A 13003-nucleotide genomic window follows, 5' to 3' on the forward strand; every position below is an offset into this window, starting at 1 on the left:
TCATCGAGCACTTCGCGGTACTTCCGCAGCGACTGCTTGAGGATCTCTTTGCGGTGTGCCACAAAGAGCAGCCGCGGGTACTGCTTGTTGCCCCACTGCTTATGTAGAGAGCGGTAGTCAAGGGCGGCCATGACCGTCTTGCCCGTGCCGGTCGCTGCGACCAGCAGATTGTGGTGGTGACCGCGGACCTCACGCTCGACGCGGAGCCGTTCCAACATGTCGGCCTGGTGCGGGTACGGCCGAACCTCAAGGCCCGAGAGGCTGATCTTGGAGTCCTGGTTGGACATCGAACCACCCGCGACCCCCAGAGCTTCGTCCAATTTGCGGGCGTCGCGATCCGGGTCATAAGCCTCAAAGGCGATGTCATTCCAGTACGAATCGAAGCTGGCCTCGAACTTGGTCAACACGGCGGGTGTGGCGACGGACGACAGACGGACGTTCCACTCCAAGCCGTCAAGAAGTGCGGCCTTGGAGAGGTTGGAACTGCCTACGTACGCGGTGTCGAAGCCGCTGTTGCGGCGGAACAGCCAAGCTTTAGCGTGCAGGCGCGTCGAGCGAGTCTCATAGTTGACCTTCACTTCCGCGCCGAAGTCACGGACGAGACGATCGAGGGCGTGCCGGTCGGTCGCGCCCATGTACGTCGTGGTGATGACGCGGATAGGCACGCCACGCTGGGCAGCCTCGCGGAGGGAGCTCTCCAGAACACGAATTCCGTACCACTTCACGAACGCGCACAGCAGGTCAATGCGGTCTGCCGTGGCCAACTCGGCGCGCAGTTCGCTGCCGAGGCTCGGGTCCTCGGGGGAGTTGGTGATGAGCGCGGTTTCGGACAGTGGCGTAAGCGGTCGTAGCGCGTAGACGCCTGGGGCTTCCCTCTCGGCGAGAGCCAGGAGCTGACGGGGGCCATCAGCGACTAGCTCGACGGCATCACTGGCTTCGAGCTCGGCAGAGTTGGAGGCAAGGGATTCGATGATCTGGTTGGCTACGGCAACGCGTTTGTCATGCGGCAACTGGCTGAGTCGTCGTCCTATTGCCCTGCTGAGGTGTCGGGCGAGTACATGGGGTGACGATTCCTCGCTGACCTCGTCGTCGATGGCCCTCCAACCAGCAGCACTCAGCTGCTCCATCTGCTCTTGCATGCGCCGGGTGACGAGTTCCTCGTAAACACCCGCGACAGGCTGAGACAGGTCCCCCGGCTGAGCCACGCTGATTCCCCAATCCCTCATGCACAGCAATGGCTCTGTTGTAGCAGGTGCCGCTGACAGTCCCGAGGGAAGACTTCGGCTTCTCTGAAGTTGCCGTAGGGCCGCCCGCCTCCCCGCCAGTGTCGTGCCTCCGCGCCCCGCCTCAAGGGCGCCCCCGCTCCGCTGCGCTCCGCGTCCGCGTCGGCTGCGCCGATGGCCCTGCGGGCCACCCTTGACCCGGGCCGCTCCAGCACGGGGGAGAAGCGAGCGGGCGGCCCTGGGAAAGTGGGCGGCTTGCCGGGGTGTGCCTCGGGTGGGCTGCGATTGTGGCCGGGGTTTGGGGCGCGTCTGGTGGGTGGGGGCACGCCGGGCGGGGTGGCGGCTGTGGGTTGTTTGGAGAGGGGACTCACCGGTGGGGTGGCACCCGGTGCCGGAGTACCTTGAGGGCGGCGGCGCGGACGGGCTACGGCGCGCCCAGGTCATGGTGGTTGCCTGGGCGGCGCCGGCCGTATCGGGGTGTCAGGCGGTGCTGCCGGTGAGGGCGACGCTCTGGGGGGTGCCGGGGTAGCCGACGACCTGTTCGGTGGCGTCCCACTTGCCGTTGGAGTGGCGCAGGGTGTGCTTGATCTTCCCGTCGGGGGTGACGACGGCGGTCTGGAATTCTCCGGACACCGCGGCCGCGCCGACGCTGATCATGGTGTCCGCGCCGAGCCTGCTGCTGAGACTCCCGAAGGCGCTCCAGCTGCCGTCCGCCGCGCGGATACCGTGTTTGACGCCGCCGGTGGTGTTGGTGAGGACGACCTGGAGATCGCCGCCGGTGCCGGCGAAGGCCATTCCGCTGACCGGGCCGACGTTGGTGGCTGCCTTGTTGATCTGGCCCCACTTGGACCAGGTGCCGTCGGAGTGCCGGATGGCGTGGTAGGCCTCTGTGCCGGAGACGACACCGATCTGGGTGTCTCCGCCCGTGGTCTGACCGGTGGTGACCTGGGTGATGTCGTCGAGTGCGCCGAGCAGGTTGGTGACGTCCCCCCACTTGGACCACTTCTCGTCCGCGTCCTGGGTGGCGTGGTAGACCTTGCCGCCCGCGAGCCCGATCAGCGCCAGTCCCGGACCGGTGGAGGTGACGGCGATCTTGGTGAACGCGGGCTTGGCGCCGAGTTCGCCGGTCAGGTCGCGGAAGGCGGCCCAGCCGCCGGTCGGGCGTCGGTTGGCCTCATAGACGTGGCCGTCGCCGCCGACAGCGAAGACGTAGTTCTTCCCCTTGATCGCCGCGTCGGCCGCGTACGCGATGTCGGTGATGGTCCCGGCGACCTTCTGCACATCGCCGAAGCCCGTCCAGTCGCCGTTGCTGTTCCGCATGCTGTGGTACAGGCCGGTGCTGGTCTTGGCGAGCATCTGGGTGTTCCAGACGCTCAGCGTGGAGGCGGTGTTCTCGGTGATCCAGGACCGGATGTCGTCGACCCGGCTGGCCCGCGCCCCCGTCCGGGTCTCTGCGGGGTCGGTGCCCAGGCAACCGCCCTGCCAGGAGTTGGTGACGATCGCGGCCAGCTCGGGGCGGCCGTTCTCCTCCCGGAAGACGGGGGCACCGGTGTCGCCCTTGCAGACAGGGGTTCCGTCGATGTCCAGGGTCGTCGCTTCGACGGTCCTGCCGGTGAAGGCGGCGGAGTGCAGGGTGTCGGGCACCCAGGTGTCCTTGGTCCGCCCGTACCCTGCCCCCTTGAACGCCTCGCCCGTTTCCGGTGCGCTGGTGGCCGGGTGCAGGAACGACAGGCCGTAGACCGGGGCGGAGAGTTTGGCCAGGACCAGGTCGCGGTCCGTCCGCGGGATGAGCTGGGTGATGTCGCGGACCTCACCGGTGGCGGTGGTGAGGTCGGTGCGGCCGATCGTCGCAGTCGACTTCAGCTTCGGCGCTCCGGCCGGCAGGGAGGTGGCCTGGTCCGGGTCGTCGGCAAAGCAGCTCGAGGCGGTGATCATCCACTGGTTGTTGATGAGAGTGCCCGAACAGGCTCGTGCACCGTCACCGACGTCGATCTTGGCAGTGAAGTTGGAGGCTCCGCTTGCGGCAGCGTCACCGTCCAGGGCCTGCGCGGTGGTCCCGATGAGGCCTCCGGTGGCCGAGGTCGCTGCGGTGAGCAGTGCTGCAGCCCACGCGGTGCGCGAACGCTTGCCAGACATATCTGTTCCTCATGAGTCTTCGGTGGTCGGCGAACTGACGTGCGTCAGGTGGATTGGTGCCGTAGGCCGGCGGGTGGTACCTGCCGTCGGCCCTCCGGGTGGGGAGGCGCTGGGAGGGGGAGGGGGCCTCCGGGCTGACGTCGCGGGTGGTCAGCCGGTGACGCGGATCTCGACCAGGGCCGAGCGCAGGCCGGTGTCGCCGGATTCACCGACCGGGGTCAGTTCGTCCGCCGGGGCGTTGACGACGGTGTCCTTGCCCTGCGCGGTCAGCGTGGCCCTCACCGGGTGGTCCTGGGTCCAGATATTGAAGGTGTCGGGCAACTCAAGGGTCAGATAACCGGACTTGGCGTTTGCCTTGAAGCAGTAGACGCCCGTGCGCGACTCGATCGCGATGTTCGAGGCGTCGACGCAGTCGTTGAGGGCGGTCACATCGGTGAGCCAGATGTGCCCGTCACCGCGCTTGAGGGTGATACCGCGCTCCTGCTGCAGCTTGGCGGCGCCGGGGTAGTTGAAGTCCTCGACTGCGACCGGCATGCCGTCGCCGGCCGTTGCGACCTGCTCGGTCGCAGGCGCGGTCTGCGGGAGGGCGAGCGCGGTGGCGCCAAGGCCCAGCACGAGGGCGGCTGTCAGACCACCCAGAAGGTACTTGCGGGCACGGGGCGTCGACATGGATTCCTCACAGGTGACTGACATGTGGATCAAATGCGACCGCAAGGTAATCATGTCGCATCGCTTAAGTAAAGTTGATGTAATGTTCAGGCCGCGCGCTTCGCGATGCCGCTGACTGCGCGGCCTTCAGCGCGCCGACGACATGTCAGCCCTCGTAGGTACACCGGGACTTCACCGCCGCATACGGGCCGCTCGCGAAAATGGACATACCGTAGCTCAATGCCCCGTTTTCGGATGAGTCCAGACTGGCGGTGATTGATCACTGAAGGATAGTCAATTGGAAAAACCCCTGCCTTCCAGTCGTACGGGGCGAATACATTCATTGCGGCGAAGAGTTTCCCCGAAGGGGCTCGTTCCTCGCGCCGCCTGTGCCGGTGTGCTGTCTGTCACGCTGACAGCAACGCTCCTGGGTGCGGCCCCGGCCACCGCGGCGGACGAAGCCCAACCAGGTGTGAACCGCGGCTTGGCCGTGGGCTACTGGCTCGGGGGAGGCACGGGCATCAAGGAGGCAGCCGAGAAGGCGCTCCTGGGCTCGGACGACGACATCCGCCAGTTCCTTTCGGACGCGCCCGCCATCCAGCAGATCGACGACCGGGTAGATGTCTCCCGTGTGGTGAATGCCGGCGGCCCGGCGGTACGGGAGGCCGCGAAGCGGGCGCTTGCGGGAACCCCCGCCGACGTCGAGGCCTTCTTGGACAGCGGCTGGAAGGCCCCGCAGGAGCAGGACCAGCGGGTGGAGGCCAGCCGGGTCGTGAACTTCGGCGGCCCCGGTGTACAGGACGCGGGCAAGAAGGCGCTGCTGGGCACAGCCGCGGACGTCAAGCAGTTCCTGCAGGTCGGTCAGTTCAAGGCGCAGGAGACCGACGACCGGGTCGAGGTCAGCAAGCTGTACAACTTCGGCGGACCCAATGTGAAGGCGGCCGCCAAGCTCGCACTGCGGGGTACCCCGGACGACATCGTCGAGTTCCTTGAGGTCGGGCAGTTCGTCGCGCGCAACCGTGACCAGGAATACGCCACGGTCGCGCAGTTGACCGAGCAGGCGGAGAAGGCCGGCAAGCAGGCCGAGGAAGCGACCGAAAAGGCCGAGGAGGCGTCCGGCAAGGCCATCGCGGCCGCTGCGCTCGCGCTGGAGGCCGCGCAGAAGGCGGCCAAGGAGACCGAGGCGGCGAAGGACGACGCGAATCGTGCGTCGGTGAACGCAATGCAGGCTGCGGATGCGGCCCGCGCGGCGGCCGAGGCCTCGCAGCAGGCGATCGGTGCGGCGAACGCGGCCAACGCCTCAGCGCGTCGGGCCTCGTTGGCTGCGGCGCAGACCGCGAGCGCGGCTGCAGCGGCGGCCGAGGCGGCGGGCCGGGCCTCGAACGCGGCGTATGCCGCGAGCAAGGACAGGGACAAGGCGCAGGCGGCCCGGGACCGGGCGGCCGACGCTCGTAAGGCGGGCGAACTGGCGAAGAAGTCGGCCCGCGCCGCCGAGCAGGCCGGCAAGGCGTCGCTGGCCGCCGCGGACGCGGCAGCCGCTTCACGCAGTGCGACCGGCAACGCCAACAAGGCCGCGGCCGCGGCCGATCAGGCGGCTGACTACGCGGAGGCCGCCGGGGGTTCCTCGGCCGAGGCGCGCGCCGCAGCCGCGGAGACCCGCCGCCACGCAGCCGAGGCCGACCGCGCCGCCGGTGCCGCCGAGGCGCTGGCCCGCAAGTCGGCCGCCGCTGCCAACGAGGCACGGGATGCTGCCAATTCGGCCGCCACGCACGCCGAGAATGCCGCGGACGCCGCCGACGACGCCGCCCAGCATGCCGGAGAGGCAGCGGATCAGGCGGCGGTGGCCGCCAAGCAGGCCGCAGCGGCCAAGGTCGCGGCGGACACCGCCACCGCGGCGGTCGCCACCGCGCAGAAGACTTTCGACATCGCCCGGGAGACCGAGGCCGAAGACCTCAGGACACGCACCGATGCGGGCGTCGAGGCCGCAATGACGCGGAAGGCCACGGCAGACACCTTCACCGTGGGGGTCTCCAAGACGGTGGTGGAGGGCCAGTCGATCGTCGACGACACCAAGGCCCTGGCCGCCGATGCCGGCAAGCCCGACGCCGATGAGGCGGCGATCGCCGTCAGGGGGCGTGCCGTAGCGCTGCGGGCGTTGCAGTACTTCGGCTCCTGGCGCAGGGACGCGGCCGCCCAGGCCCTGTCCGGCACCGACGCCGACGTGATCGCGTACCTGAAGACGGGCTGGGACAAGGCTGTCGCGGACGAGACACGCCAGCAGGTCTCCGACCTCGCCTCGGACAGTCCCTACGCGGCGGTGCGCGCCGCCGCGACCGAGGCACTCAACGGCGGCGCCCAGCAGATTCTCGACTTCTACACGAGCGGTCAGCACCAAGTCGCCAACGCCGACTACCGCGTCGCGGTCTCCAAGCTCTTCAACGACGGTGGCCCGGGCGTCAAGGAAGCAGCCAAGAAGGCGCTGGAGGACGGCAGCACCCAGGCGCTGCTCGGCTTCCTCGACAACGGCCAGTACGCGGCCCGCCAGACCGACGAAAGGGTGACGGCGAGCAAGCTGTACAACGACGGCGGTCCCGAGGTGAAGTCCGCCGCGAAGGTCGCTCTGGCCGGGCCCGCGGACGAGGCCCACGCGTTCGTCGCAGCCGGGCAGTACATGGCCGACCGCAAGGACCAGCTCGCCGACAACCACATCGCCCAGGTCGAACGGCTCATCGCCGAAGGCCGGCAGATCGCGGCCGAGGCCCGCAGGAACAGCCACCTCGCCGCACAGGCCGCTTTCGAGGCCAAGGGCGCCGCAGCAGACGCCGAGAAGGCGAAGAGCGACGCGGCACAGAGCGCCACGGAGGCCGCGGGCTACGCGGCCGACGCCGACAAGGCCGCCGACCGGGCCGAGACCAGCGCCACCAAGGCCAAGGCCTCCGCCACCACCGCACGCGCCGCCGCCACCCGCGCCGACCAGGACGCCACCGCCGCCGAGGAATCCGCCGCCCAGGCGGAGTTCTCCGCCGACTACGCGCAGACCTCGGCATACGAGGCGAAGGAGGCGAGCGACCGGGCACACACCGATGCGATCGCTGCGGGCAAGAGCGCGGCGGAGGCGGCCAAGGACGCTTCCGCCGCATGGCAGGACGTGGTGACCAAGCGCGAGGCGGAGGAGGCCGAGGCGCGCCGCCTCGCTGCGGAACGGCGCAAGAAGGAGCGGGAAAGCAAACCCAAGTGCTACATCCCGGTCAACCGCGACAACCTCCCGCCGTGCGCTCTGGCGGGCCAGGAACTTGTGTTCCCCACGATCGACCCGACGATGAAGGAGATCGCCTGGGAGATCCTGGGTCTCAACGACGCCAAGAAGTGCGTCGAGAACCCGAAGCTGGGGCAGTGCACCCTGGCGGCGATGAGCTTCCTTCCCGTCGGCAAGCTCAAGCTCCTCAAGAAGACCGCCGAGGGTGTCGAGGGCGCGATCGACAGCAGCCGGGCCGCACGCATGGCCCAGAAGTGCGCAGAGTGCTTCCTTGCCGGCACCAAGGTCCTCTTGGCCGACGGTTCGACCAAGAACATCGAGTCCATCCAGGTCGGCGACGAAGTACTGGCCACAGACCCCGTCACACGGCAATCAGGACCGCGCAAGGTCACCGACCTGATCGTCACCGAGGACGACAAGTACTTCACCGAGCTCCTGCTCGCGACGCCCCACGGCGAAGAGAGACTGACGGCCACCGAAGAACACCCCTTCTGGTCCGAGTCCGCGAGCGAGTGGATCGAGGCGGCCGACCTCAAGGTCGGCATGACGCTGCGCACGGACGACGGCGACACCGTCACCGTCCGTGCCACACGGTTCTTCTACCAGCACGCACGCACCTACAACTTCACCGTCGAAGGCCTGCACTCGTACTACGTACTCGCAGGGAACATCCCCGTCCTGGTCCACAACAGCCGATGCCTCATCGCTGACGTCGTCGGCCCCAAGGGCGAGAAGCTCTGGCTGCCCAAGGGACGCAAGGCCCTTGCGAAGGCCAACAACGGGAAGGGCTGGTTCTTCGACATCAAGGAATCCGAAGCTACGGCCAACGGATTGCACAAGAGCGTCAGATTTGTGCGCGTGATGGATCCCGTCACCACCGGTAAGTACCCGTACCCGAACGGGTATATTACCTACGCGAACGCGGACGGTCAGTTCATCAACCCGGTGACCGGAAAGACCATCGATAAATTCGACCAGTATTGGCACATACCGATTCCATGACTCTCATCGAAGACATCTTCACGCGGCAAGACCGCTATCAGCCCGCGGGGCCCATCGACAGCGACCCGTTCAGAGAAGATGACGCTCTGTTCGATGCGCAACTCCTCGATTGCAGGGTGTGCCCGACGTCGAATCGCGCAGCACTGCTCTTCGAGATGCGTACCGCAGAGCAGTTCCTCAGCGGAAATGGCGCCATCCTCATCGTCCATGGCCTGCAGTCGTTTCACTGGGACGGGGCACCGACACATCGTCCATTGATGGCTTTTTCCGTGCAGGAGTACAAGCCTTCCGTGAACACTGACAGTGGAGTTCGGCTGAATCTCGGGTTCTTCCCGGATGGCGATCTCTCTGTCGCAGGGGATCGCGCAGACTTCTACCTCCTGGAAGTCCCCGGCATCCCCCAAGCGCCACCGAACTACAGCCAGCGCAGTCTCGGCCAGGTTCGAGACGGTCTGCCGTGGTGGGACTCCCCATGCACGGTGCTGCAGTCGTCCACCACGAGCAGCACATGACATGACGGTACGGCCGAAGCGGCCCGTCGAGGCCTTGCCGCGGCGGGCCGCTTCGCTGAACCGCTTTTATGCGCCGTGGCAGGCGTCGTACGGCTGGGGCCGGCCGCACCAGCAGTCCGAGGTGCGCTGAGGGGGCCAGGCTACGGCGCGGCCCCGCGCCGCCAGCGTCGTCGCGTACTGCGGGAGCAGGGTCGTGTCGGACGGGGACGAGCCCTCCGAGGCCGCGAAGGCCTCGTAGGAGGGGACGGTGCCGGTGACGATGCCGAGGTTGCCGGTGCCGGAGACGGAGAGTTCGCGGAGGGAGGATTCTATGGTCGCGAGGTGCTCGGGGTGGGAGGGGTATTCGGTGGTCAGGGTGGGGTACGCCGACAGGAGTTCCGCCAGTTCTTCCGCCGGCCAGTGGAGGACCGCCACCGGGAAGGGGCGGGAGAGGGCCTCGCGGTAGGTGCCGAGTTCGGCGCGGAGGCGGGAGATCTCGGCCTCCAGCTCCTGCGGGTTGTCCGAGCCCAGGGACCAGACGCGCTTGGGGTCGTGGAGTTCGTCCAGAGAGACGGGGGAGGAGTGGAGGGTGTCGGCGCGCGCGTCCCAGTCGTCGTGGGGGAGGCCGAGCATGCGGCGGACCCTGTGACGGCCGAACAACACCGGGTGCGTGGCGTAGGGGGGTTCCGCCACGTCCGTGAGGAGGAGGGTGGCCGCCTGCGTGAACGTGTCGTGGGCCGCCTCGAGTTCGTCGTGGGATTCGAGGGATTCGGCGACGATGACCCAGGGCGCCGGGTCGCGGGGGGCCGTGGCACGGATGCCGTCGATGATCGCCCTGGCCTCCGCCTCGTGGTCGTACTCCCACAGGTTCGACGCCTTGAGGGCCCGGACGAGGGGCGCGTTCTCCAGGGTGTCCGGGGTGGCGAGGAGGCGGTCGTAGAGCGCGGTGGCGGCGGGGCGGTCGTCGGCCAGTTCCAGGTGGGCCGCGGCCTGGAGGAGAAGGGCTTCGGCGTCTTCGGGGTAGCGGCCGGCGGTCCGCTCCAGGCGTGCCGCTTCGGCGGTGTGGTCGACGTTCTCGGCAGGCGTGTCGGGGCGCATGAACGACACCGTACTGCCCGGCGGTGACAAAGAAGAGATAGGGATGGGGGGCAGTCGGTGCAGTCGATGGCGAGGGGAGACGTTCGATGCGGTTCGAGTTCGGTGGGTGTGTCGTGGAGTGGCGAGGGCCTGCTCCGTACTACTTCCTGCCGGTGCCGGAGGAGGAGTGCGAGGAGGTGCGGGCCGTGGCGGGCATGGCCTCGTACGGGTGGGGGGTCATTCCTGTTGAAGTGACCTTGGGTGAGGTCGTGTTCGAGACGTCCTTGTTTCCCAAGGACGGCGGGTATCTGCTGCCGTTGAAGAGTGCGGTGCGGAAGTCGCAGGGGGTGGAGGCGGGAGACGAGGTGCGCGTGGAGATGCGGGTCCGGGTGGGGTAGCGGGGCCGGCGGCGGGTCCACGGTGAGCTGCGTGGCCCCGCCGCCGGACGGGCCCGGTCCGGGCCGGTTCAGGCGGGCCGGTTCGGGCGGCTTGGTACGGCCGGTTCGTTCGGCCGGTTCGTTCGGGTCAGATCGTCACGCCGTCGATCTGGAGCGTCTGGACCGCCTTCGCCGCCACCGACACCGCCACCGTCTTTCCGGACAGGTAGGTGTCCGAGTACGACTTGTACGCGTCGCCGCCCGTCGTCACCGTGTTCCAGCGGGGGACCAGGCCGTTCGTGCCGCCCGTCACCGTCGTGAAGCCGGAGAGGTTGAAGGTCAAGGTCTGGGCGGAGGTGGCGGTGTTCAGCGCCACGATCACCAGGCGCTTGGCCGAGGAGTCGTAGGCGGCCACGGCGTTGCTGACGCCCGTGTCGAGGATCTTCATGCCGGGGCGGATGTGGCGGCTGAACTGGGCCATCACGTAGTACTTGGTGGTGACCGCGCCGGCGGCCAGGGTGCTCGCGTCGTAGGCGATCATCGCCCAGTTCGTGGAGGGGTCCATGACCTGCCAGTAGACCCAGGCGGTGGGATGCAGCCAGCGGAAGTCGTAGAGCAGGTTGAAGGCCATGGTGTAGCCGGTGCCGTCGTTGTCGCCGGTCTCGGAGTTCCACAGGGCTTTGCCGGCCGTCGTCACGACGTCGGTGTAGAGGAGGTCGCGGCGGCCGCCCGAGCCCTGGTAGCCGTGGACGTTGACGCGGTCCACGTAGCCCTTCGTGGTGGAGGAGAAGGCGCTCCAGGTGGTGCGGGCCAGGTCGTAGCTGGTCTCGTCCGAGGCTGAGATCTTGGTCGTCGTCAGGCCTCGGCTGTTCAACTCGCTTCGGAGATAGGGGAGCACGGCCGCCTGGACGGTCGAGTCGATGTGGCAGCCCTCCTGGGTGCCCGTCGCCGTCCACCAGGAGGAGGACGGTTCGTTGAAGGCCTCCACCGTCGCGAAGTTCACGCCCCAGTTGTTCTTGGCGTAGAGGGCCACGGACGCCAGGTGGGAGGCGTGCTGGCGGTAGTTCCAGGACTGGAGGTTGTTGCCGCCGTCGGAGGCGCCGGACGGGTTGTGGTTGAGGCACATCCACCACATGGGGGAGTTGGCGAAGAGCTCGGCCGTCGCGCCGCGGTTGACGGCCTTGACGAGCATGGCGCGCTGGGTGGCGTCCGCCGTCCAGTCCCAGGCCGAGGAGGTGGGGTCCTCGTTGTTCCAGTCCTGCCAGTAGCCCTCGATCTGCTTGAACGCGGGGATGTTGGGGGAGGCCACCATGGTGGTGCCGTTCACGCTGTTCCAGCTGGACGCGCCCAGGTTGTAGCGGGCGATGTTCAGGCCGAGGCCGGGCAGCGAAGTGCTGTTGTACGTCGTCGACTTGGTGGTGAAGAAGATGTCGGCGAAGTCGTCCCGGGTGCCGAAGACGTTGCCCCACCAGGCCAGGGAGGTGCCCCAGCCCTCCCAGGTGCCCCAGGAGGTGGACGGGCTGACGGCGATGGTGGCGTCGGCGTGGGCCGTGCCGGTGGCCAGGGCGCTGCCCAGGAGGCCGCCTCCCGCGGCGGCCAGGAGTGTTCTGCGTCGGATCATGGCTGCTTCTCGACCTCTCCGTGCGGCTCAAACACCGGTTCCCGGACCGGCGTCGACTCGTCCCCCCGCATGCCAACAGGAAGCATCAGGTGTGGTGCGTGAGGTTGTCGAGAGGTGTGACACCGGTTTTTGACAGTGGTTTCTAAAACCCGTGAAGGAAGAGCCTCTGGGGAGGTGCGGTGACGGAAGGCCGTGCGGCTCTGGCGAGTTGGCGGCGGGCGCCTTATCGTGCGGGACCGACCGGGGCGGTGGGAGGTGCGCGGTGCGGGTCGTGGGGCACGGTGAACGGCGGTGGCGGGCCCGGCGTCGGCGGGTGCTGTGGACCGGGGGTGAACTCCTCGTCACGGTGGGCGTGGTGCTGATGCTCCTGGTCGTGCACCAGTTGTGGTGGACCAACCGGGAGGCGAAGCAGGGGGCCGCCCGGAAGGTGGAGTCCCTGGAGCGGGAGTGGGGCGGCGCAGCGGCGGCGAACGGCTCCGGGGGGCCGGGCGGCGGCGGGGGGAAGGGGAGTTCCGGTACGGCGGACTCCGCGGCGTCCGGCGGTCCCTCCGGCGGCGGGCGGCGGCAGACGTCGACCACGCGTGTCGTCGCCTCCCAGGCGTACGCCGTCCTCGTCATCCCGCGGCTCGGGCTGCGCGTCCCGGTCGCCGAGGGCGTCAGCAAGCCGAAGGTGCTCAACCACGGGTACGTCGGCCACTACCCGGGCACCCAGCAGCCGGGCCAGGCAGGGAACTTCGCGCTCGCCGGGCACCGGAACACGCACGGCGAGCCGTTCCGCTACCTGCCGCGGCTCCGGCTCAGGGACCCGATCGAGGTCGAGACGGCGTCGGCGACGTACACGTACGTCGTGGACCAGATCCTGCCGCAGACGTCGGCGCGCGACTCCGGGGTCGTACGGCCCGTACCGCGTTCGATCGTGAAGCCGTCGTACGGGTACAAGGAGCCGGGGTACTACATCACGCTCACCACCTGCACGCCGGAGTTCACGTCCCGGTACCGGATGGTGGTGTGGGGGAAGCTGGTGTCGACGCGGCCGCGGGCGTAGCGCGGGGTGGGTGTGGTGCGGGGAGCGCGGTTCCGGTGGGCCGTGCGCCTATTCGAGGGGCTTCCGGACATGCCGCGGGCGGGAGACGCGCTCCGGGGGGTATGTCCGTTTCGGGAAAGGTGGTCCG

9 protein-coding genes are annotated in these 13003 nt (G+C 68.5%); 4 read left to right on the plus strand and 5 right to left on the minus strand.

The window, feature by feature from the left end; genetic code table 11:
- The 3 genes from JF597_RS46975 to JF597_RS46985 form a co-directional block, all read right to left on the minus strand.
- Positions 1-1226, minus strand: a 1226-nt coding sequence (locus JF597_RS46975; protein WP_294011459.1) for a DEAD/DEAH box helicase family protein, incomplete at its 3' end; no start/stop codon positions are given.
- Positions 1227-1703: 477 nt separating this feature from the next.
- Complete coding sequence (locus JF597_RS46980) at positions 1704-3359, minus strand: S1 family peptidase (protein WP_294011461.1); 1656 nt, start codon at positions 3357-3359, stop codon at positions 1704-1706.
- Between the two features lie 150 nt (positions 3360-3509).
- On the minus strand, positions 3510-4028 hold the full coding sequence (locus JF597_RS46985; RefSeq protein WP_294011463.1) for a hypothetical protein: 519 nt from the start codon (positions 4026-4028) through the stop codon (positions 3510-3512).
- A 451-nt stretch (positions 4029-4479) separates the two neighbouring features.
- On the opposite strand from JF597_RS46985, the gene JF597_RS46990 reads away from it, so the two are divergent.
- Positions 4480-8265: a polymorphic toxin-type HINT domain-containing protein gene (locus JF597_RS46990; protein WP_294011465.1), complete on the plus strand. Its 3786-nt coding sequence runs from the start codon at positions 4480-4482 to the stop codon at positions 8263-8265.
- Positions 8262-8777, plus strand: coding sequence for a hypothetical protein (locus tag JF597_RS46995; RefSeq protein WP_294011467.1), 516 nt, complete (start codon positions 8262-8264; stop codon positions 8775-8777). The genes JF597_RS46990 and JF597_RS46995 overlap by 4 nt, the downstream gene beginning before the upstream one ends.
- 66 nt (positions 8778-8843) lie before the next feature.
- Here the strand turns inward: JF597_RS46995 and JF597_RS47000 are convergent, their stop codons facing one another.
- Positions 8844-9854: a hypothetical protein gene (locus JF597_RS47000; RefSeq protein WP_294011469.1), complete on the minus strand. Its 1011-nt coding sequence runs from the start codon at positions 9852-9854 to the stop codon at positions 8844-8846.
- An 86-nt stretch (positions 9855-9940) separates the two neighbouring features.
- On the opposite strand from JF597_RS47000, the gene JF597_RS47005 reads away from it, so the two are divergent.
- Positions 9941-10231: a DUF1905 domain-containing protein gene (locus JF597_RS47005; RefSeq protein WP_294011471.1), complete on the plus strand. Its 291-nt coding sequence runs from the start codon at positions 9941-9943 to the stop codon at positions 10229-10231.
- 127 nt (positions 10232-10358) lie between these two features.
- Here JF597_RS47005 and JF597_RS47010 read toward each other — a convergent pair whose 3' ends face one another.
- Positions 10359-11831, minus strand: a complete 1473-nt coding sequence (locus JF597_RS47010) for a beta-1,6-galactanase (protein ID WP_294011472.1) — start codon at positions 11829-11831, stop codon at positions 10359-10361.
- Positions 11832-12102: 271 nt separating this feature from the next.
- Between JF597_RS47010 and JF597_RS47015 the strand changes: the two genes are divergently transcribed.
- Entirely contained in the window at positions 12103-12876 is a 774-nt protein-coding gene (locus tag JF597_RS47015; RefSeq protein WP_294011474.1) for a class E sortase, read from the plus strand.
- The last annotated feature ends 127 nt before the right edge of the window (positions 12877-13003 follow it).

It is taken from the genome of Streptomyces sp. (assembly GCF_019510245.1).
Classification (GTDB): domain Bacteria; phylum Actinomycetota; class Actinomycetes; order Streptomycetales; family Streptomycetaceae; genus Streptomyces.